The organism is Streptomyces sp. NBC_00988 (genome assembly GCF_045162645.1).
GTDB lineage: Bacteria > Actinomycetota > Actinomycetes > Streptomycetales > Streptomycetaceae > Streptomyces.
In genome coordinates this window covers 7,469,180-7,490,800 of the sequence record NZ_CP108730.1, presented here as the reverse complement: position 1 = coordinate 7,490,800, position 21,621 = coordinate 7,469,180, and the positions used below count along the sequence as shown (strand labels likewise).

Here is a 21,621-nt window from a genome sequence, read left to right as displayed (position 1 = left end):
ACCCAAACCACTGTCACGGTACGAGATTCCGCGTCACTGTGTGAGCGATTCGTCACAGAGAGAGGCGTACGGAAATGACCAGCCCCTACTCCCACGAGGCCACCGCCGAAGTGGCCGAATTCCAGGCCGCGTTGAAGGCACACGGGATCACCCTTCCGTCCCTCGGCCTCGACCTCCCCTCCATCGTCCAGACCTACGGCCCCCCGCTCGTCGAACTCGGGAACTGCAACCTCGACACCGCGCGGGCCCTCACCGCCGCCCTCCGCAAGGCGGCCGGCCGGTGACTCCGCTCGTCCTCGAACTCCTCGCCGTACCCATGGTGGTGCCGGAGGCCCGCCGTGCCGTACGCGAACACCTCGGCGTCCCGTGTCCCGAAGTCCAGCTCTGTGTCAGCGAGTTACTGACCAACGTGATCAAGCACCTGGGCGAGGGCACCCCGGTGACCCTGAGAGTGACCCACACCGACGGCCGTACCCGTGTCGCCGTCACCGACCCGGAACCGTACGCCTGGCTCGTCGTACGCGCGGCCGGGCCCGACGACGAGAACGGCCGCGGGCTCGTGCTGCTCGACGCGCTCGCGACGCGGTGGGGCGTGGAACAGGGGCCGGAGGGCAAGACCGTGTGGTGTGAACTGCCCCCGCCCGAGGCCGACTTCACTCCCGGCTCCGGCCCCCGCTCACACCCCGCCCCACTGAACAGTTCGCGCCAATAAGCGCCAGGGCCCGGGTCGCGCCCGCAGAAGGGGGACACCGGCCCGGTACGTCGCCCTACCCTGACACGGGTAGCTGTCGGGCACGGGGAGACGCACCTTGTACAGCATCGTCGTGGTACCTCCGCCCACTTCGGAGGACGAGCGAAACCGCACCCAGCACCGGCTCGCCCCCGGCGAGCGGCTCACCTTCGGACGCGCCGGGTGCGGCGCCGACCTGCCGATCGCGCACGAGGGCGTCTCGCGCCGGGCGGGTGAGATCGGCGCCCAGGGCGCGTTCTGGACGCTCAGCAACCTCAGCCGGGAGCAGACGTACGTCGTGGAGAACCCGGAGGGGGCGGGCGAGCACATCAAGGTCGGGCCGGGGCGGCTGGACGCCCCGGTGCCTTTCGAGTTCTCGCGGATCGTGCTGCCCGCGGCCGGTGACCTGCTGCCCATCGAGGTGTGGGCGCCCCGCCACGACTACCTGCACGCGGAGACCGGCGGCGACAACGCTGTCGGCGGGACCACCGCGCCCGCCTTCTCCGTCGACCGCACCAAGCGCTACTTCGCGGTCCTCGCCGCCCTGTGCGAACCCCGCCTGCGCGGCGAACCGCACGCCCCGCTGCCCACGGTCGACCAGGTCGTCGACCGGCTGCGCCCCAACTGGCCCGCCGCGTCCCGCACTTCGGTCCAGTGGAACATCGACTACCTGGCCGTGAAGCTGCGCCTGAAGCCCGGCCCGGACGAGGCGGACCAGGGCCCGCGCCTCAACGGCAAGAAGGAGTCCCTGGTGTCGCTGGCCCTCCGCTTCGACCTCGTCCGGGAGGACGACCTGCTCGTCCTCACCGCCACACCGTCCGGGCGGTTGGCGCGGTGACCGAGCCGTACGCCGTCGACGTCCCCCGGGGCTACCGCGTCGGCGTGTGGGAGGTGCGGGCGCCGATCGCCACGGGCGCTTTCGGCAGCGTCTACGAGGCCCGCCGCACCGCCGACGTACCCGGCGAGGACCTCCCCCGCACGGCCGCCCTGAAGTTCCTGCCGACCGGCACGGGCACCCCGCGCCAACTCGCCCATCTGCGCGAACTCGTCGAGCGCGAGGTCGAGTTGCACCGGCGCCTGAAGAGACCCCGGCTGATCCGGATGTACGACACCCTTACCGTCGACGACCCGTCCCGCCCCGCCCTGGACGGCGCCACCGTGCTCGTACTGGAGAAGGCGGAGAGATCGCTGGCGTCCCTGCTGTCCGGCACCCCGCGCCCCGCCGCCGGACCCGTCCTCCTCGCGCAGATCTGCGAGGGGCTGGCCCAGCTGCACCGCGCCGGCTGGGTGCACGGTGACCTGAAACCGGCCAACGTCCTGCTGATGAAGGACGGTTCGGCACGGCTGGCGGACTTCAACATGGCGGCGCAACTGGAGGGCACGCACGCGTACACCCCGGCGTTCTCCACCCCGGACTACACACCCCCCGAAGTCCTCTGGTCGGAGATCGACGAACGCGGCCGCCGTATCCGCCCCTCCGCGGACGTCTGGGCCTTCGGTGTCCTGTCCCATCTGGTCCTCGCCGACTCCTTCCCCCTCCCCGGCACCACCCCGGCGGCCCGCCGGGACGCGGCGGCCTCCTACGCCGCCGGCACCGACGAGTTACGTCTCTCCCCCGAACTCCCGGACGCCTGGCGGGAGATCGTCCGCGACTGCCTCACCCGCACCCACGCCGACCGCATCGCCACGGCCGCTCTGCTGCGCCGCGTCGAGTCGGCGGCCGGCACGGGCACCTCGCCCCGGCCGCCGCGCGGTCCGGTGCCGCAGCGCCGCCGGACCGCCGTGACCGTCGGCTCGGTGATCGCCACGGTGGCCGTCGCCGCCGCCGGGTACGGCATCAGCACCTGGGCGGGATCGGGCACGACCACGACCCCGGACGCCACGGGCTCGCCCGCCGTGTACGGCGCCTCCGAACTCCGCACCGACAAGGGCGTCCCGGTCCGGTACCGCAAGCTGATCGTCGACTCCGCCCACCAGTGCGCCCTGCCGGAGGTCACCCCGGCCCTCGTCGCGGCGATGCTGAAGACGGAGAGCAACTTCGACCCGGACCTCTCGGACCCGTCCGTGCCGGGCGGTGGCGAGTACGGCATCGCCCGCTGGACACCGGCCGTCCTGCGCTGGTGGATCCGCGCCGACGGCGCCCCGGCCTCGGCGACCCCGGCCCCGCCCCTGACCCCGGCCCAGTCGATCCCGGCCATGGGCCGCTACCTGTGCTTCATCGACAGCGGGTTGAAGAGCTCGCTGCCCGGAGACCGGCGCGTGCTGATCGCCGCCGCCTACCGGACGTCGTACAAGAAGGTGAACGACACGGGCGGCGTTCCCCCGAAGAACCGTGCCTACGCCGCCCGTGTCGCGCACTACCTCAAGGAGTACACGCCTCCCGGCGGGACGTGACCCTGAGAGTTCCGAGGTACCCCGCGCGGCCCGCGTGCCCCACGGTGTGAGTGCCGCCCTGGACGGGGTGGCAGGGGGAAACGGGGGCGTGTCATGAAGCGTGCGTTCGCTTCGCTGTGTGCGGCCCTGGCGGTGACGGGGGCGGTCGTGACCGGATGCGGTCAGGGCCAGGACTCCGACACCCCGGGGCCGGCCGGCACGGCGGCCGGCCGGAGTGGCCCGCAGCCGCTGACCTGGCAGCAGGAGCTCCGGATCGGCGACGCCCAACAGCGCCTGACCAGGCGGTGCATGAACAGCCACGGGTTCGCGTACTGGGAGGACCGCACGCTGACCCTGCGCGAGAGCATGCCGGTGCGGTACGTACAGGACGACGTGGCATGGGCCCGCCAGTACGGCTACGGCGGTCGCATCGAGGCACGGCAGGACCGGCTGCGCCTGCACAACCCCATCGCGGCCTACCGCCAGAGCCTGACCGCCACACGCCGGGCCGCCTTCGACAAGGAGCTCGACGGCGGCGACAGCGACGTCCAGGTCCTCTCGGCCCGGCTCCCCGGCGGCGGCCAGGAGGTCCGCACCCGCCTCGGCGGCTGCACGAAGCAGGCCGAGAAGGCCCTCTACGGCGACCCCGCCGACTGGTTCCAGGCCTCGAAGACCGCGACCGGCCTGCCCGCCCTGTACGACCAGGACCTGCTGCGCGACCGGCAGTTGACCGCCGCCGTGAGCGCCTGGTCGCGGTGCATGAAGCGGGCCGGGCTGTCCTATCCCGACCCGCAGGCGGCCCGGGACGCGGTGCGGGAGAACACCGCCCGCCTGGGCACCGCCGGCGCGGACAGGGCGTTCGCGACCGAACGGAGGACCGCGGCCGCCGACGCCACGTGCGCCCGCGCGACCTCCCTGAAGACCGTGGCCGCGGCCCGGGAGACGTACTACGTCGACCGGCTGCCCGGCCGCTACGGCGAGGCGCTCGACACCTACCGGCGCCTTGAGCGTCAGGCGTACGACCGGGCGGCGCTGATCGTGCCGCAACGCGCCTGACGCGGACCAGCACGACATAGAAGCGCAGAGCCGCACCACCCACACGAGAGCAAGGGGGATCCACCATGCGCAAACTCGCCATCGCGGCGGCCGTCATCGGCCTGACCGCCCTGGGGCTCGGCGTGCCCGCCACGGCCGCCCAGGCGTCCGACACCGGCGTCCAGGCGACCGGCTGCAACAACAAGTGGCCGGGCCGCAACGGCAACGTCTACGCCTGGGACGGCCTGGACTGCCAGGGCACGCTCCTGGGGTCGACGGCCGGGAACGACAGCGACTGGAACGCGGCCGGCGGCGGCTTCGCCGGTGTCTGGGACCGGGCGTCGTCCGTCATGAACGCCGGTTACACCGGCGGCAACGACGTCGTCCAGTTCTGGTACCTGGCCGGCTACGGCGGCGGCTACACCTGCCTGTCCCCGAACGAGTACTTCGCGGACAACCTGACCGACAACTACTTCAGCAACGGCTTCGTCGTGGACAACAACATCCGCTCCCACAAGTGGGTGACGTCCGGCTCCTGCTCGGTCTGGCTCACCTGATCCACCGCACGACCGACGGGGCTCCCGCACAGGTCGACCTGTGCGGGAGCCCCGTACTCCTGGCGCGTGCGCGACCCGTCAGTGGAAGAAGTGCCGCGTCCCCGTGAAGTACATCGTGACGCCCGCCTTCTTCGCGGCCTCGATGCTCAGCTCGTCCCGGAGCGAACCGCCGGGCTGGACAACGGCCTTGACGCCCGCCTCGGTCAGGACCTCAAGCCCGTCCGGGAACGGGAAGAACGCGTCCGAGGCCGCGAACGAACCCCGCGCCCGCTCCTCGCCCGCCCGCTCGACGGCCAGCTTCGCGGAGTCGACGCGGTTGACCTGGCCCATGCCGACGCCGACCGAGGCACCGTCCTTGGCCAGCAGGATCGCGTTGGACTTCACCGCGCGGCAGGCCTTCCACGCGAAGGCGAGGTCGGCGAGGTCGGCGGCGGAGAGTGCCTCGCCCGTCGCCAGCGTCCAGTTCGTCGGGTCGTCGCCGTCCGCCTGGAGGCGGTCCGTCACCTGGAGCAGCACGCCCCCGTCGATCGGCTTGACCTCGACCGCGTTCGACGGGCCGGCCGGGGTCTTCAGCACGCGGAGGTTCTTCCGTTTGGCGAGGATCTCCAGCGCGCCCTCCTCGTAGTCGGGGGCGACGATGACCTCGGTGAAGATCGGCGCGACCTGCTCGGCCAGCTCCTTCGTCACCGGGCGGTTGACCGCGATCACCCCGCCGAACGCCGACAGCGGGTCACACGCGTGTGCCTTGCGGTGCGCCTCGGCGACATCCGAACCGATCGCGATACCGCACGGGTTGGCGTGCTTGATGATCGCGACACAGGGCTCGGCGTAGTCGTACGCGGCCCGGCGCGCGGCGTCCGTGTCCGTGTAGTTGTTGTACGACATCTCCTTGCCGTGCAGCTGCTCGGCCTGAGCCAGGCCACCGCCGCTGCCGTCGACGTAGAGCGCGGCGGGCTGGTGCGGGTTCTCGCCGTAGCGCAGGGTGTTCTCGCGCTCCCAGGTGGCGCCCAGGAAGTCGGGGAACCGCGACTCGTCCACGGGCGCGTACTCGCTCGCGAACCAGCTCGCCACCGCCACGTCGTACGACGCCGTGTGCTGGAAGGCCTCGGCGGCGAGCCGCTTGCGGGTGGAGAGGTCGAAACCGCCGTTCTGTACGGCGTTCAGGACGTCGGCGTAGCGCGCGGGGCTGGTGACGACCGCGACCGACGGGTGGTTCTTGGCGGCGGCGCGGACCATCGACGGGCCGCCGATGTCGATCTGCTCGACGCACTCGTCGGCGGACGCGCCCGAGGCGACCGTCTCCCGGAACGGGTACAGGTTGACGACCACGAGGTCGAAGGGGGCCACGCCCAGCTCGTCGAGCTGCTGACGGTGGCTCTCCAGGCGCAGGTCGGCGAGGATGCCGGCGTGCACCTTGGGGTGCAGGGTCTTGACCCGGCCGTCCAGGCACTCGGGGAAGCCGGTCAGCTCCTCGACCTTGGTGACGGGGACACCGGCGGCGGCGATACGGGCGGCGGTGGAGCCCGTGGAGACGAGCTCCACGCCCGCCTCGTGCAGGCCGCGGGCCAGCTCTTCCAGACCGGTCTTGTCGTAGACGCTGACGAGCGCGCGACGGATGGCCCGCTTGCCGCTCTCGATGTTCTCGGCGGTCACTGGATAACTACCTTTCGTCCCTCAATGCGATAGCCGTTGCGGGCGAGCCGCCCCACGACATCGACGAGCAGCGTGCGCTCGACTTCCTTGATGCGCTCGTGCAGAGCGCTCTCGTCGTCCTCGTCCCGGATCTCGACCACGCCCTGAGCGATGATCGGCCCGGTGTCGACGCCGTCGTCGACGAAGTGGACGGTGCAGCCGGTGACCCGGGCGCCGTACGCGAGCGCGTCCCGTACGCCGTGGGCTCCCGGAAAACTGGGCAGCAGGGCGGGGTGCGTGTTCACGACCCGGCCGCCGAAACGGGCCAGGAACTCCTTGCCCACGATCTTCATGAACCCCGCCGACACGATCAGGTCCGGCTCGTACGCGCCGGTGGCCTCGGCGAGGGCCGTGTCCCACTCCTCGCGGGTCCCGAAGTCCCTCACCTTGCACACGTAGGTGGGCAGTCCGGCGCGCTCGGCACGGGAGAGGCCCTCGATGCCCTCGCGGTCCGCGCCCACGGCCACGATCTCGGCTCCGTACGCCTCGGTGCCGGCGGTCTCGACGGCGTCGAGGAGCGCCTGCAGATTCGTACCGGATCCGGAGACCAGCACGACGAGGCGCTTGGCCACGGGCTTGGCGGCCACGGCGGGGCCCTTTCTCGGGGGGAGCGTCGTCTTGTACGGCCGGCTCGCGCATCCGTACGTCTCGTGCGTTCATACGAATGCTTCGCGCCCCGGGATACGGGGAAGTCTACGAAGCGGCCGACCGTCAGCAACGATACCGGCACACCGGACAGCCCCCACGGGACGGGGGCGTGGCCGGAAGGTAGCGTCTGGGGAGAGCGGGTCCGGGAACGCCGTTGTCGTGCGAGGCGTTCACGTACTGCCGGCTCGTGTCGGAGAGACGTATCCACCAAGCACATCCACAAGGGGAAGACGCTCATTTGATGCCGGACCGCAGTCTGCGACTTCTCACGTTCCCGCCGCAGTCGGTGCTGCTCCGGGAGCGGCCCTCGTCGCCGCCCGACGCGCCCTCGGACGGGAAGAGCGGTGCTGGGCAGGACGACAATCCCTTCGCACCGCCGCCCGAGGGCACCCCGGACCGGCCCTGGCAGCCGCGACGCCCAGAGGGTGGCGAGGATGGCGACGCCCCGCAGGGTGACGGCGGTCACTCGCCATGGGGCAGTCAGTGGAGCGACCGGCAGCCTGGGCGTTCCTCGGGCAACTTCGGCGACCGGCCCGGCGGACCCACCGGACAGGGCGGACCCGAGGGCCCGGGCAACGGCGGCCCCGGCCATGGCGGCATGCGCTGGGACCCGACGGACCCGGCCCAGCGCCGCGCCCGTTACGCCCTGCTGAGCGGCATGTGGGCCTTCTTCTTCGCCCTCTTCAGCTGGCCGTACGTGGCCCTGCTGCTCGGCTCGCTGGCCCTCTACTGGGGCGGCAGCGCCCTGCGCGCCAAGTCCCCCACCGCCGACCCGGACACCCCGGCGGTGCCCGAGACGCAGGCCCGCCCGCAGACGACGGCGGCGATCAGCGGCCTGGTCACCGCGTCCCTGGCGATCGCCCTGGTCGCCGCGATGTTCGTCGCGCAGCTCGCCTACAAGGACTACTACACCTGCGCCAACGACGCCCTCACGAACGAGGCAAAGCAGTCCTGCAACCAGTTGCTGCCGAAGGAGCTGCGGGGGTTCCTGGGGACCGCCAACTGACAGACGGCACCGGTCAGTTCGGCCCCTTCATATCGGGCGGTCCCGGCTCGTCCGCATGTTCCGACGGCTCGGGCTCAGGTGGCGTGGACGCCTCCCTCAAGGCCGCCCAGCGGGCCTCGCGGGAGGCGTCGTCGTACCAGGGGGTGGGCGCCGGCTCCGACGGTACGTCGACGGGCAGGAAGTCGTAGGGGTCGAACGTGGGGTCGTGGTCGTAGGCGATGTACGGCTGATCGACGGGAGCCTGCGCCGGCACGGGTACCGGGACCGGCTGCTCCGCCTTCTTCGGCTCGCGCGCGAACCAACTCCGGCCGACCGCGTACGGCCGCCGGAACCAGCGTTCCGCCGCAGTGTGAGGCACCGTCCGGGCCTCGGCCTCCCGCGGCTTCCCGATCGTCGACTTCCCGATCGTCGGCGTAGGCACCCGGCGTTCCCGCAGCCGCCACGCCCGCAGCCCGAGCGCCGTAGGCACGGCCACCCCAGCGATCCACGCCAGCGCCGCACCCCCGGTCTCCCACCACACCGGCCCGAACCGCGCGAGCGCGGCACTCCCGAGCGGCCCCCCGGACAACTCGGCGAGCAGACCCAGCGCTACGGCACACAGGGCAGCGGCGAGCAGGGCGGTGGCGGTGGTGCGGCCTTGCGCCCAAGGAGCCTGTGCTGAGGGGGTGCGTGCGGAGGGGCCATGCGCGGAGAGGGCGTGCGGCGGCTGTTGGCGGAGCCCTGCACCGGCCGCCTTGCGCTTCTGCTCCTCCGTCAACTCGCCCGCGCTGTCGCCCCGTTGACCCGCGCCGCCACCTACCGCGACCCGCGCCACGAACCACCCCACGGTCACCCCGGCGGCCACCGGCACCAGCGCCGCGAGCCAGTTCAGCGGGGTTCCGGTGCCCGCGTCCGGGACCGCCGCGAGGAGCGGGAACGGCGGGAGGAGGGGGGCCGGGGCCGAGGAGAGGGGGGCGACCGCGTGGTGGACGCCGAGGGCGAAGCCGGGGCCGAGGCCGTAGGACGCGGACCACACGGCCGCGTTCGGGATCAGCGCGACGCAGAGCAGCAGGACGGCGAACCGGCCCGACAACCCCTCCGTCAGCTGGAGGAAGGACGTCCGGGCGGCGCCGCCGTGCCAGATCAGGGACGTGCCGAGCAGCAGCGCGCCGCCCCCGACGAGGACCGCCGTGCCGAGACCGGCGGCACGTACCGCGGTGCCGATACGAGCCCTCGACTCACGGGCCTCCGGGCCGAGGACGAGCCGCCGCAACCCGGCCGGCAGGTGGATCAGCACGCTCAGCACGGGTTCGCGCGGGCGCCCGTACGCCGTCCACACACCGGAGCCGGCCGCGCCCGCGGCGAGCAGCGGCAGGCAGACCGCCGTCCAGCTCCAGGAGGGGGAGAACTCACCGCCGGACGCGTAGAGGGCGGCGGCGGTGCCCACGGCGAGGTAGCCGAGGGCGACGCCGGTCCAGGCGGTGCGGGCGGCGATCAGGGGCGGGGCCTCGGCGTCGTCCTCACCGGTCTCCCCTCCCAGCACCGCGTGCCGGGCGGCCCGGTGCAGCAGCCACAGCGGCAGGGCGAGGAGGAGGAGCGGGGTGACGCCCACGGGGGCGGGGACTCCGGAGAGCGTGTCGGCGCGGACCAGTTCGACGCCGTGCGCGAGGAGCCACAGGGCGGCGGCCATGTGCAGGGCGCCGCCGGGTCCGCTGTCGGGGTACGGCGAGCTGATCCACAGCACCATCACGAGCACCGCGAACGAACCGAGCCCGAGCCCCGCCGCGACCGCGCCACCCAAGAGGCTGGCGGCCAGTCCGGGGGATCGGTCGCGCATCCGGGTGAGCAGGGGCGACAACAGCGCTCGGCGGTGGGTCATCGGCATCACGCCCGCCATGCTCCCAACGACACGCGCTTTCTCGTCGTAACAGGCGAACCTCGGAAGTGTCGCTCAATATACGTTTATGTACTTTTTCGTACGAAGGGGCGTCCGGTGACGCAGAGCCCTGCAACCCCGCTCCCTCCACCCAAGGAACGCCGACGCCTGCGCGAGGCGGGCTCGCTGACGCAGGCTCAGGTCGCCGAGCGGGTGGGCGTCAGCCGCGAGACGGTGCGCTCGTGGGAGACCGGCCGTACGACACCACGTGGCCGGAAACGGGAGGCGTACGCGAAATTGCTCACCAGCCTGGGTGAAGAAGAGACCGTGACGGAGCCTCAGCGGAAGCCTCCGGCGGTCGAGGTGGTCGAGGTCAAGGCGGTTGAGGTGGTCGAGGTCGAGGTGGTGGACGACACCGCCGTGCTCGAACCCGTCCTCGTCCCCGCTCCCGTCCCCGTACCGATCGAGGAACCGTCCCGCGCACCCCTGACGCCCGCTCAGGCCTTCGACGCGCTCTACGCGTTCTGCGCACCCGCCCTCGTACGGCAGGCCTATCTGCTCACCGGGCGGCGCGAGTTGGCGCGCGAGTCCGTCGAGCGGGCCTTCCAGGTCGCCTGGCAGCGCTGGCCCGAGGTGGCGGTCGACCGCGACCCGGCCGGCTGGGTGCGCTCGGTCGCGTACGAGCACGCCCTCTCCCCCTGGCACCGGTTCCGCCCCAGATACCGCCACCCGGAACCCCCGCCCCCGGACGCCTCCGACCGCGCCCTCCTGACCGCCCTCCTCAAGCTCCCGCCGTCGTACCGCCGCACGCTTCTCCTCTACGACGGGGTGGGGCTCGGGCTCGCGGAGACCGCGGCGGAGACGGAGGCGAGTACGCCGGCGGCCGCCAACCGGCTGCTGCACGCGCGCGAGGCCATCGCCGCGCAGTTGCCCGACCTGTCCGACCCGACCGAACTGCACCGGCGGATGACCGAACTCGCCTCCACCGGGCGGCTGCACGCGGCCAAGCCGCCGACGGTGCGGTTCGTCGGCGAACGGCGGACCGTGTTCTGGACCCGGGCCGCGATTGCCTTCACGGTGGCGATCATCGGGGCGACGACGTTCACCGTGCGGGTCGCGCCCACGCATTACGAGCCGCCGGTGCCGTTGGGGGAACGGGTGGAGGGGGTGCCGGCGCGGGTCGTGCAGGGTGCGTTGTCGGAGGAGGAGGTTTCTCTTCGGGACCGTCTGCGGAGCGGGATGACGAGCGGTCCGGAGAGGCTGGCACCGCTGAGTCGGTAAACGCGCCGATGGGCCCGCCCCCACCCAGGGGAACGGGCCCATCGACGTGAAGCGAGGTAACTCAGCCGGCCAGGATCTCGCGGGCGAGCTTCGCCGTCTCGGTCGGGGTCTTGCCGACCTTGACGCCGGCGGCCTCAAGGGCCTCCTTCTTCGCGGCGGCCGTGCCGGAGGAACCGGAGACGATGGCACCGGCGTGGCCCATGGTCTTGCCCTCGGGCGCGGTGAAGCCCGCGACGTAACCGACGACCGGCTTCGTCACGTTCTTCGCGATGAAGTCCGCGGCCCGCTCCTCCGCGTCGCCACCGATCTCACCGATCATCACGATCAGGTCGGTGTCGGGGTCGGCCTCGAACGCGGCGAGCGCGTCGATGTGCGTCGTACCGATGACCGGGTCGCCACCGATGCCGACGGCGGACGAGAAGCCGATGTCACGCAGCTCGTACATCATCTGGTACGTCAGCGTGCCGGACTTCGAGACCAGGCCGATCCGGCCCGGCTTCGTGATGTCGCCCGGGATGATGCCGGCGTTCGACTGGCCCGGGGTGATGAGACCGGGGCAGTTCGGGCCGATGATCCGGGTCTTGTTGCCCTTGGCCACGGCGTACGCGTAGAACGCGGCCGAGTCGTGGACGGCGATGCCCTCGGTGATGACGACCGCGAGCGGGATCTCGGCGTCGATGGCCTCGACGACGGCGGCCTTGGAGAAGGCCGGCGGCACGAAGAGGACGGACACGTTCGCGCCCGTCTTCTCGATCGCCTCGGCGACCGTGCCGAAGACCGGGATCTCGGTGCCGTCGACGTCGACCGTGGTGCCCGCCTTGCGCGGGTTGACGCCACCGACGATGTTCGTGCCGTCGGCCAGCATGAGCTTGGTGTGCTTCATGCCCGTGGAGCCGGTCATGCCCTGGACGATGACCTTGCTGTCCTTGGTGAGGAAGATAGCCATGGCTGTGTCTGTCCCTCTTCCCTTACTTCGCAGCCGCGAGCTCGGCGGCCTTGTCGGCCGCGCCGTCCATGGTGTCCACGCGCTGGACCAGCGGGTGGTTGGCGTCGGAGAGGATCTTGCGACCCAGCTCGGCGTTGTTGCCGTCGAGACGGACGACGAGGGGCTTGGTGACGTCCTCGCCCTTGTCCGCGAGCAGCTGCAGCGCCTGCACGATGCCGTTGGCGACCTCGTCGCACGCGGTGATGCCGCCGAAGACGTTGACGAACACGGACTTGACGTCCGGGTCGCCGAGGATGATCTCCAGGCCGTTCGCCATCACGGCCGCGGACGCGCCGCCGCCGATGTCGAGGAAGTTGGCCGGCTTCACGCCACCGTGGTTCTCACCGGCGTACGCGACGACGTCGAGGGTGCTCATGACGAGACCCGCGCCGTTGCCGATGATGCCGACCTCGCCGTCGAGCTTGACGTAGTTGAGGTTCTTCTCCTTGGCGGCCGCCTCAAGGGGGTTCGCCGAGTCCTTGTCCTCAAGCGCCGCGTGGTCCGGCTGGCGGAACTCGGCGTTCTCGTCGAGGGAGACCTTGCCGTCGAGGGCGATGACCTTGCCGGAGGCGACCTTGGCGAGGGGGTTGACCTCGACGAGGAGAGCGTCCTCCTTGATGAAGGTGTCCCACAGGGTCACCAGGATCTCGGCGACCTGCTCGGCGACGTCGGCCGGGAACTTCGCCTGGGCGACGATCTCACGGGCCTTCTCGATCGAGACACCTTCGTTGGCGTCGACCGGGACCTTCGCGAGGGCCTCGGGGTTCTCCTCCGCGACGACCTCGATCTCCACGCCGCCCTGGACGGACGCCATGGCGAGGAAGGTGCGGTTGGTGCGGTCGAGGAGGTACGAGACGTAGTACTCCTCGACGATCTCGGGCGCGGTCTCGGCGATCATCACCTTGTGGACCGTGTGGCCCTTGATGTCCATGCCGAGGATGTCCGTCGCACGCGCGACGGCCTCGTCCGGGGTGGCGGCGAGCTTCACGCCACCGGCCTTGCCACGGCCGCCGACCTTCACCTGGGCCTTGACGACGGACTTGCCACCGAGCCGCTCGGTGGCTGCGCGGGCCGCCTCAGGCGTGTCGATGACTTCACCGGCCAGCACCGGTACATCGTGCTTGGCGAAGAGGTCCCTCGCCTGATACTCGAACAGGTCCACGCGCTTCCGTCCTCAGTGATATCGCGGTTCGTTGGATGCGTGGGCGTGCCGCGAAGGGCAACGTGACGTCCGCTGTCACAAGGGAGGCGCACACGGTGACCGAGCGCGCGGCATGTCCGTCTCGCAGGTTATCGCTGCTTGCAGGGGGCCCCTAAATCGAGGGTCACACCTGAGCGGTGATACCTGTCACATGATGCCGGATTCTGTGACACGGAGTGCCGCGGGCGGGACGTTCGGGCAGGTCGTTCGGGCGGGGCCTCACCGGGTTGGGGTTGGCCCGGCGAGGCCCCATACCGCGAGACGCACTCCGGACGGACCGACGGCATTCGGCCGTCCGGGGTCACTGCCTCACGGAGTCGGTCACTCCCAGTGCCGGGCGCGGCGCGGCTGCGCGGCGGGACCGGGGGCGGTGATCCGGGTGCGGACATCGCGTGCGGCCTGAGCACCCTGGATGGCCGCGGCGGCCCTGACCCTGGACTCCCTCGGGACGGAGACGTGGGAGTCGACGAGGCGTCGTCGGAGTTCGGCAGGGGTGGTGTCGATGTTCGTGCTCATGCGTGCGTCGGTTCCTCAGGGATTCCGGGGCTGGAGACATGGCGACGTTCCGGGCAGCTCAACTGCCGGAAAGACCCTGCCTAGCCCGGGAAGACGGGAACGTCCCGGTACCTGTCCCGCGTCTCGCCCACGTCCGCACGCGTGGCGACACCGGGCACGATCCGCACGAGCACGCGGAAGCCCAAGGTCACGGCACACGCGTCACAGTGCCGCGAGCCGCCGTTGTCCACCCCCGGCTGATTGCGCTGCGCGCCGTCGGGGTCATCGGTGGGTGCCTGGTGCTGAGTGGGGGTGCGTCCCGCGGAGAGGGACGGGGCGTGACGTACGACGGCTGCACGGCCTACGGCGCCGACGTTCGGCCCGTACGTGGCGCTTACGGCCACGCGGGTGGAAACCGCCGCGGGTTCCGAGGCGTGCACGTGAGCAGCGGCCCCGCCCGTCTTGCTTCCGCCGCCATGCGAGGGCTGTGGGGTGGCGGGGACCTGCACCGGTGTTGACTGTGCCGGAAGCGTCTGCACCGGAAGAGTCGGCTCGGCGGGCAACGAGGGCAACGAGGGCAGGGTCGGCAGCGACGAAAGCGGCGGCACCTGCGCCGTGGCCAACACCTCGGTCACCGTCTTCACGACCTCGGCGACCGGCTGTACGACCTGAGCCATGGTCTCCGGAACCAGAACCGGAACCGACTTCACCAGCGAAGTCACCACCGGAATCCCGGGCTTGCCCAGACGCACCGGCTTCGCCGGGACCGAACCGCCCTCCGCCGCCTGCGCATGTCCCCCGAAGACAACGCCGAGCACGAACAACCCGCCTAACAGCAGGGCGACTTGAAGCGCCCGTTGACGCACACGCCGCCCAACCGCCGTACGCATCACGCGCAGGGCGGCACCGGGCAGTGCGGCGGGCCAGTTCATGAGGCGACGATCCTTGCACGGTCCGTCCTAGAGCGCGCAACCCCCCTGTCTCCCAAGCCAGTTCGTCACGCGGTGTCCGGTATCGGCAACGGCCGTTTCTCGATCGCCGCCGCCATCACCTCCGGGAACAGGTCGGGCGTACAGGCGAAGGCCGGCGCGCCCAACGCGGCCAGCGCGGAGGCGTGTTCACGGTCGTAGGCGGGCGTGCCCTCGTCGGACAGCGCGAGCAGGGTCACGAACTGCACCCCCGACGCCTTCATCGCCGCGACCCGCTTCAGCATCTCGTTCCGGATGCCCCCTTCGTAGAGGTCGCTGATCAGCACGACCACCGTCTCCGCGGGCCGGGTGATCTGCGACTGGCAGTACGCGAGCGCCCTGTTGATGTCCGTACCGCCGCCGAGCTGGGTCCCGAAGAGCACGTCCACCGGGTCGTCGAGCTGGTCGGTGAGGTCGACGACCGCCGTGTCGAAGACGACGAGCCGGGTGTTGATCGACCGCATGGACGCCAGCACCGCCCCGAACACGGAGGCGTAGACGACGGACGCCGCCATCGACCCGGACTGGTCGATGCAGAGGATGACCTCCTTCTTCACGGACTGGGACGCGCGCCCGTACCCGATCAGCCGCTCCGGCACGATCGTGCGGTACTCGGGCAGGTAGTGCTTGAGGTTGGCCGCGATCGTGCGGTTCCAGTCGATGTCGTGGTGGCGCGGCCTGTTGATACGGGCGCTGCGGTCGAGCGCGCCGGTGAGGGTGGCCCGGGTGCGGCTGGCGAGCCGCTTCTCCAGGTCCTGCACGACCTTGCGGACGACCGCCCGTGCCGTCTCCTTCGTGGTCTCCGGCATCGCCTTGTTGAGGGAGAGCAGCGTGCCGACGAGATGTACGTCGGCCTCGACCGCCTCCAGCATCTCCGGTTCGAGAAGCAGCGCGGAGAGCCCGAGCCGGTCGATGGCGTCGCGCTGCATGACCTGGACGACGGAGGACGGGAAGTACGTCCGGATGTCCCCGAGCCAGCGCGCGACGGACGGCGCCGACGCCCCGAGCCCCGCCGAACGGTCCTTCGCCGCCCGCCCCTTGTCCCCCCTGCCGTACAGCGCGGCCAGCGCCCCGTCCATCGCGGCGTCCTGCCCGGACAACTCGCACCCGGTGCCGTCCGCCGCGTCACCCCCGAGCACCAGCCGCCACCGCCGCAACCGCTCCTGGCCGGGGTCCCCGGGATCCGCGACCCCGCCGACCGCGACCGCCTCGGCCGTCATCCGCGCACCCCCGCCGTACGCAGCCCTTCCCACAGCGGTACGACCCGCACGGCCGTCGCCGGGCGGTCCACGCCCCCACCGGCACGCGCCGGCTGAACCCTCTCCCCCGGCCTTCCCTTGCCCTGCCTGCCGTTGCCGCTCGTCATCCCGCCACCCCCACAAGCTCGTTGTCGTCCAGCCCCAACAGCAGCCGCAGCACCGGCACGACCGCGTCCGCGCGCCCGGCGTCCAGCTCCGCCCCGAACCCGGGTATCCCGGCCGCCGTCGCCGCCGTACCCACCTGCTTCCCCGGCCCGCGCCGCACCAACTCCCCGAGTGTCCGCCGCACTCCGGGCTCGTATGACGAGAACGTTCGCCTCAGCAAAGGCAGTACGTCCGTGAACGCCTCCGCCGGCACCCCGGTCAGCCACGCGTCCACCAGCGCGAGCAAGCGCTCGTCGTGTACGAGGAGCAGCCCGCCCCCACCGCCGACGAACCCCTCGATCCACGCGGCCGCGTCCGCCGGCGGCGTCCCCGGCGAGAGCACGAGCCCCATCAGCCGGGCCGCCTCGTCCGGCCCCAACTCCCCTTCGTCCAGCAGGAGTCGTACGGCTCGCCCCCGGATGACACCGGGAACGGTGTCCCGCGCGGAGAGCGTCCGCAGCACCGCGCGCCAACGGTCCCGCAGGTCACCGTGCCCGGGTCCGGAGGCATCACCCAGCAGAGCCACCGCCCCGTGCACCGCGTCCACATGCCGCCGCATCTCCTCCGCGGCATCCGTGTCCAGGGCCGCGCAGGCCGGGGGCAGGCCGACGAAGACGCGCTCGGCGAGGCCGGCCGCGACCTCCGTCAGCGCGCCGGTGTCGGTGCCGCGTACGTCGCCGTAGCGCAGCGAACGGACCAGGGCGGGGAGTGCCTGGGCGAGATGGCCGACGTCGGTGTCGAGGGCCGCGCGGTCGGCGAGGACCTTCATCACCACCGGGAGCGCGTCCGGCAGTTCGGCCAGCAGGCAGTGCTCGGCGAGTGCGGTGACGTCGGCGAGACTCTGCGCCCCGATCGCGTCCGCCTCCGCCTTCGCGGTCGTCGCCGCCAGCACGGTGGTCCCCCACACCCCCGCCTCCGCGACCCGCACCGCCAACTCCGGCTCCCAGCGCAGCCGCCAGGTCTCCCGGAACGTCCCCGTGCTCCCCCGCGACGCGGCCGGCTCGCCCCACTCGATGCGCAGCAGCCGCAGCCGGTGCAGAAGCCTGCTGCGCCCGGCGTCGGTCTCCTTGCGCAGGTCGAGCTCCAACTCCCGCTCCAGCGCCTCCGGCTTGATCCGCAGCCTGCGCTGCAACCGGTCGAGGTCGCGCTGCAACGGCACGGCGGGCGCACCCGGCGGCACCTCGCCCAGCACATCCCCGACCACGAGCCGGTCGCGCACCAGCGCCAGCGGGACGTCCGAGCCCTCGCACATCACCGCGCGCACCGCGTCGGTGGTCTCACCGAGCCCCGGCAACGGTCGGCCGCGCATCACCGCGAGGGTCTCCGCCAGCCGTACGGCCTCGATGACATGGGCCGGGGAGACGATCCGATCCTCCTCCCGGAACAGTCCCGCGACCTTGGTCATCCACCGCTCGACCGGCCGGTCCGGGGCGCCGAACAGATGGCCGTACCAGCCCGGCGAGTCGATACCCGCGCCGTACCCGCTGGCCCGCGACAGCCGGCGGTGCGTCCACGGCACCCAGGTCAGATCGGCCTTGACCTTGGGCAGCCCCTTCAGCAGGGCGCGGTCCGCGGCGACGGCCGTCTTCTGCCGCAGCGCGGGCACATGCCAGGCCCCGCACACCACGGCCACGTCGTCCTCGAACTCCCGCTGCGCCGCCCGCACTTGGAGTCGCATGTACGCCTCCCGCACGAGATCCCGGTCGTGCCCGCCGACCCCGTACGTCTCGCGCAGCGCCCCCATCGCCTCCTCCAGCGCGGCGAACGGCGCGAACGCGTCCCGCTCCCCCACACCCCGGTGCTCGACGACGTCCTCCCACCAGCGCTCGGGATCGTCGTATCCGGCGGCCTCGGCGAGCACGGCGAGGGGATCGACGCGGATGTCCGTACCGGCGGGCTCGGGGGCGGAAGGGGACTCGCTGGACGGGGTCCCGGCGGTCGAGGTCTCGGCGGTCGGGGTCTCGTCAGTCGGGTCCGGTGGCTGCTCCTCCCCCGTCAACTCGCCCTCGGCGTCGTCCTTCCCCCACGCCAGCGTGTGCGTGGCCGGGAGGTCGATGAAGCGGGCCGGGACCTCGTGCTCCAGGGCCCAGCGGATCGCGACCCACTCCGGGGAGAACTCGGCCAGCGGCCAGAAGGCCGAGCGGCCCGGCTCGTCCACGGCGTGGGCGAGCAGCGCGACCGGCGGCCGCATGTCCTCGTCGGCGGCCAGCGGGATCAACACGTCGGCCTCGGGCGGTCCTTCGATCAGTACGACCCGCGGTCGGGCCGCGTCCAACGCCGCCCGCACGGCCCGCGCCGAACCGGGCCCGTGATGCCGCACCCCGAGCAACAGCGGCCCGGCGCCCCGGCCCCCGCCCCCCTCAGTTCCCGCCACTTCGTCCCCCTCCCCTCCGGATCCCACTCCCACTCCCGCTCCAACTCCGGCTCCAGCAGCTCCAACTGGAGTCGTCGTCGGCCGGCCCCCTGAAGTCGCTCACGCGCTCACCTCACGGCAGGCGCGGTAGAAGTCCTTCCAGCCGTCGCGCTCACGGACGACCGCTTCCAGGTACTCCTGCCAGATGACCCGGTCGGCCGCCGGATCGCGGACCACGGCGCCGAGGATGCCCGCGGCGACATCGCTCGGCCGCAGCAGTCCGTCGCCGAAGTGGGCTGCCAGGGCGAGCCCGTTGGTGACGACGGAGATCGCCTCGGCCGTCGACAGCGTGCCGCTGGGCGACTTGAGCTTCGTCCGCCCGTCCGCGGTGATCCCGTCGCGCAGTTCGCGGAAGACGGTCACCACACGGCGGATCTCGTCGACGCCCTCGGGCACGGCGGGCAGGTCGAGGGAGCGGCCGATCTGGTCGACGCGGCGGGCGACGATCTCGACCTCGGCGTCGGCGCTCTCCGGCAGCGGCAGCACCACCGTGTTGAAACGGCGGCGCAGGGCGCTGGAGAGGTCGTTGACCCCGCGGTCGCGGTCGTTGGCCGTGGCGATCAGGTTGAAGCCGCGGACGGCCTGCACCTCCTGCCCCAACTCCGGTATCGGCAGCGTCTTTTCCGACAGGATCGTGATGAGCGAGTCCTGTACGTCGGCCGGGATACGGGTCAACTCCTCGACGCGCGCCGTCATCCCCTCGGCCATGGCCCGCATGACGGGGCTGGGCACGAGGGCGTCGCGGCTCGGGCCGTTGGCGAGCAGCTGCGCGTAGTTCCAGCCGTAACGGATCGCCTCCTCCGGAGTGCCGGCGGTGCCCTGCACGATCAGGGTCGAGTCGCCGCTGACCGCCGCCGCGAGGTGTTCGGACACCCAGGTCTTGGCGGTGCCGGGCACGCCGAGCAGGAGCAGGGCGCGGTCGGTGGCGAGGGTGGTGACGGCGACCTCGACGATGCGGCGCGGGCCGACGTACTTCGGTGTGATCACCGTGCCGTCCGGCAGCGTGCCGCCGAGCAGATAGGTGGCGACCGCCCACGGCGACATCTTCCAGCGGACCGGACGCGGCCGGTCGTCCTGCGCGGCCAGCGCGGCGAGTTCGTCGGCGAAGGCGTCCTCGGCATGCGGCCGCAACACCTCGTCCGACGGCTTCTCGTGCGCTTGCCCAGGCGTGGTTTCTACGGACACAGTCATGGCTGAGGCCCCCTCCAGCTCGGCCGGTTCGGATCTGGTGTCCACCTTGCACGACCCCACTGACAACGCGATCTGACCTGCGGAAACGCGCTGGCGAACCGATCGCGAACCTCACCTCCGACCTCACCTCCGACCTGATCGCGGAGCCGTCGCAGGGCCGAGCATGAAGCCGAGGGCGGGATCGAGCGCGGAGCCGAGCATGAAACCGAGCGCGGGACCGCCCGCAGCCCGCCTGCGCCCGGCCGCGCCATCGATTCCCGCCCGCCCTCAACCCGCCGCAGGACCACCCCGATCCGCCCGCGGGCGCACCCACCGACCTGCCCCGAGCCCCCCACCCACCAGCACCCCCCACCCCGCCCGCCAACCGCTCGCGGGCCGATTGTCAGTGCTGGGATCTACCTTCGATGACATGACTCAGCAGGGGGTGCGCTGGACGGCTGATCAGGTGCTGGCACTGGCGCCTGACGCAGCGTCACGCAAAGCGGGAAGCAAGCTCGGGGCGGCGGGGCCGTGGTCCGAGGCGGGCAGTTCTGACGAGGGGACGGTGTGGGGGCTGTGCAAGGGCAGTGGCAGCAAGCCGTATCAGACGGTCGTCGACATCGCGGACACCGCGGGGCCGGCGTACAAGTGCAGTTGTCCGAGCCGCAAGTTCCCGTGCAAGCACGCGCTGGGGCTGCTGCTGTTGTGGGCGGGCGAGGACAGGGCGGTGCCGTCGGGGCAGGCGCCGGACTGGGCCGGGGAGTGGCTGGCGGGGCGGCGGAAGCGGACGGAGGAGAAGCGGGCGGCGGGGGCGTCCCCGGCCGCCGCTGATCCGGAGGCTGCACGGCGCCGGGCGGAGCGCAGGGCCGAGCGGATCACCGCGGGCGCGGGCGAGTTGGAGCAGCGGCTGACGGACCTGCTGCGCACCGGCCTGGCCTCGGCGGAGCAGGCGGGATACGGGCTGTGGGAGGAGACCGCGGCCCGCATGGTCGACGCCCAGGCCCCCGGACTGGCCGCGCGCGCAAGGGAGTTGGGGGCGATCCCGTCGTCCGGGCCCGGCTGGCCGATCCGCCTGCTGGAGGAGAGCGCCCTGCTCCACCTCCTCGACCAGGCCTGGCTGCGCCGCGAGCACCTGCCCGACGACCTGGCGGCGACGGTCCGTTCCCGCATCGGCCTGCCCGCCTCACCGGACGGCCCACCGCTCCGCGACCACTGGCTGGTCCTCGCCCAGTACGACACGACGGACCCGAAACTGACGACCCGAAGAATCTGGCTGCACGGCACGGACTCGGGCCGCACGTCCCTCCTCCTCTCCTACGGCGCCGGTGGCCGCGCCCCCGAGTTGGCGCTGCCCATGGGGCTCGCCCTGGACGCGGAGGTGTCCGCGTTCCCGGGTGCCGGGCAGCTCCGGGCTGCCCTGGGTGAGCAGTTCACGGCACCCTCGCCTACGACGGCTCGACCGCTGGGGGTGACGACGGCTCAGGCCGCCGTCCACTACGGAGAAGCCCTACGGCACGACCCCTGGCTGGATGCGGTCCCAGTGACACTGGACCGGGTCGTCACCACCCCGGACGGCGACTCCTGGCAACTGGCGGACGCCGACGCGGACTTGGCGCTCCCGCTCCCGTCCACCGCCCGTTCCCGCCCCGGCCTGTGGCGACTCGTCGCGCTCTCCGGCGGCGCCCCGGTCAAGGTCTTCGGCGAACTGGGCCACCGGGGCTTCACCCCGCTGACGGCCTGGCCGGAGGGGGCGGGAGAGCCGGTGTCGCTGTGCTGAGCCCACCCGTACGCCATCACTCCAGGCCACTC

Annotated in this window: 19 protein-coding genes; 9 read left to right on the top strand and 10 right to left on the bottom strand. The window is 72.1% G+C overall.

Going from position 1 to position 21,621, the window contains the following annotated elements; translation table 11 throughout:
- Window positions 1-74 precede the first annotated feature (74 nt).
- From OG496_RS34570 to OG496_RS34545, 6 genes are all read left to right on the top strand, one after another.
- Window positions 75-284, top strand: a complete 210-nt coding sequence (locus OG496_RS34570; RefSeq protein WP_405973694.1) for a hypothetical protein — start codon at window positions 75-77, stop codon at window positions 282-284.
- The gene (locus OG496_RS34565) at window positions 281-712 is read left to right on the top strand and encodes an ATP-binding protein (RefSeq protein WP_405973693.1); all 432 of its coding nucleotides are present in this window, start codon (window positions 281-283) and stop codon (window positions 710-712) included. Before OG496_RS34570 ends, OG496_RS34565 begins: the two co-directional genes overlap by 4 nt.
- Window positions 713-809: 97 nt before the next feature.
- The gene (locus OG496_RS34560) at window positions 810-1,568 is read left to right on the top strand and encodes an FHA domain-containing protein (protein ID WP_405973692.1); all 759 of its coding nucleotides are present in this window, start codon (window positions 810-812) and stop codon (window positions 1,566-1,568) included.
- Window positions 1,565-3,124, top strand: a complete 1,560-nt coding sequence (locus tag OG496_RS34555; protein ID WP_405973691.1) for a protein kinase domain-containing protein — start codon at window positions 1,565-1,567, stop codon at window positions 3,122-3,124. The genes OG496_RS34560 and OG496_RS34555 overlap by 4 nt, the downstream gene beginning before the upstream one ends.
- A gap of 93 nt (window positions 3,125-3,217) precedes the next feature.
- Entirely contained in the window at window positions 3,218-4,159 is a 942-nt protein-coding gene (locus tag OG496_RS34550; RefSeq protein ID WP_405973690.1) for a hypothetical protein, read from the top strand.
- A gap of 65 nt (window positions 4,160-4,224) precedes the next feature.
- Window positions 4,225-4,695 carry a hypothetical protein gene (locus OG496_RS34545; protein ID WP_405973689.1) on the top strand — a complete coding sequence of 157 codons (471 nt, stop codon included), beginning with the start codon at window positions 4,225-4,227 and terminating at the stop codon, window positions 4,693-4,695.
- Window positions 4,696-4,773: 78 nt separating this feature from the next.
- Here the strand turns inward: OG496_RS34545 and purH are convergent, their stop codons facing one another.
- Complete coding sequence (gene purH / locus OG496_RS34540; RefSeq protein ID WP_405973688.1) at window positions 4,774-6,348, bottom strand: bifunctional phosphoribosylaminoimidazolecarboxamide formyltransferase/IMP cyclohydrolase; 1,575 nt, start codon at window positions 6,346-6,348, stop codon at window positions 4,774-4,776.
- Complete coding sequence (gene purN / locus OG496_RS34535) at window positions 6,345-6,974, bottom strand: phosphoribosylglycinamide formyltransferase (protein WP_405973687.1); 630 nt, start codon at window positions 6,972-6,974, stop codon at window positions 6,345-6,347. The genes purH and purN overlap by 4 nt, the downstream gene beginning before the upstream one ends.
- Before the next feature lie 302 nt (window positions 6,975-7,276).
- Between purN and OG496_RS34530 the strand changes: the two genes are divergently transcribed.
- The gene (locus OG496_RS34530; protein ID WP_405973686.1) at window positions 7,277-8,041 is read left to right on the top strand and encodes a hypothetical protein; all 765 of its coding nucleotides are present in this window, start codon (window positions 7,277-7,279) and stop codon (window positions 8,039-8,041) included.
- 13 nt (window positions 8,042-8,054) lie between these two features.
- On the opposite strand, the gene OG496_RS34525 is transcribed toward OG496_RS34530, so the two are convergent.
- The gene (locus OG496_RS34525; protein WP_405973685.1) at window positions 8,055-9,917 is read right to left on the bottom strand and encodes a DUF6350 family protein; all 1,863 of its coding nucleotides are present in this window, start codon (window positions 9,915-9,917) and stop codon (window positions 8,055-8,057) included.
- 96 nt (window positions 9,918-10,013) lie between these two features.
- Between OG496_RS34525 and OG496_RS34520 the strand changes: the two genes are divergently transcribed.
- Entirely contained in the window at window positions 10,014-11,177 is a 1,164-nt protein-coding gene (locus OG496_RS34520) for a sigma factor-like helix-turn-helix DNA-binding protein (RefSeq protein ID WP_405973684.1), read from the top strand.
- 61 nt (window positions 11,178-11,238) lie between these two features.
- Here the strand turns inward: OG496_RS34520 and sucD are convergent, their stop codons facing one another.
- The 7 genes from sucD to OG496_RS34485 form a co-directional block, all read right to left on the bottom strand.
- Complete coding sequence (gene sucD / locus OG496_RS34515) at window positions 11,239-12,123, bottom strand: succinate--CoA ligase subunit alpha (RefSeq protein WP_355923795.1); 885 nt, start codon at window positions 12,121-12,123, stop codon at window positions 11,239-11,241.
- Between the two features lie 22 nt (window positions 12,124-12,145).
- Window positions 12,146-13,324, bottom strand: coding sequence for an ADP-forming succinate--CoA ligase subunit beta (sucC, locus tag OG496_RS34510; RefSeq protein WP_405973683.1), 1,179 nt, complete (start codon window positions 13,322-13,324; stop codon window positions 12,146-12,148).
- A 360-nt stretch (window positions 13,325-13,684) separates the two neighbouring features.
- Window positions 13,685-13,879, bottom strand: a complete 195-nt coding sequence (locus OG496_RS34505; RefSeq protein ID WP_366489267.1) for a hypothetical protein — start codon at window positions 13,877-13,879, stop codon at window positions 13,685-13,687.
- 80 nt (window positions 13,880-13,959) lie between these two features.
- Entirely contained in the window at window positions 13,960-14,790 is an 831-nt protein-coding gene (locus OG496_RS34500) for a hypothetical protein (protein ID WP_405973682.1), read from the bottom strand.
- A gap of 65 nt (window positions 14,791-14,855) precedes the next feature.
- Window positions 14,856-16,046 (bottom strand): vWA domain-containing protein, encoded by a 1,191-nt coding sequence (locus tag OG496_RS34495; RefSeq protein ID WP_405973681.1) that lies wholly within the window; start codon window positions 16,044-16,046, stop codon window positions 14,856-14,858.
- A 142-nt stretch (window positions 16,047-16,188) separates the two neighbouring features.
- Complete coding sequence (locus OG496_RS34490; RefSeq protein WP_405973680.1) at window positions 16,189-18,603, bottom strand: DUF5682 family protein; 2,415 nt, start codon at window positions 18,601-18,603, stop codon at window positions 16,189-16,191.
- 99 nt (window positions 18,604-18,702) lie between these two features.
- Window positions 18,703-19,833 (bottom strand): AAA family ATPase, encoded by a 1,131-nt coding sequence (locus OG496_RS34485; RefSeq protein ID WP_405862938.1) that lies wholly within the window; start codon window positions 19,831-19,833, stop codon window positions 18,703-18,705.
- Between the two features lie 409 nt (window positions 19,834-20,242).
- Here OG496_RS34485 and OG496_RS34480 point away from each other — a divergent pair, with 409 nt between their 5' ends.
- Window positions 20,243-21,589: an SWIM zinc finger family protein gene (locus tag OG496_RS34480; protein WP_405973679.1), complete on the top strand. Its 1,347-nt coding sequence runs from the start codon at window positions 20,243-20,245 to the stop codon at window positions 21,587-21,589.
- The last annotated feature ends 32 nt before the right edge of the window (window positions 21,590-21,621 follow it).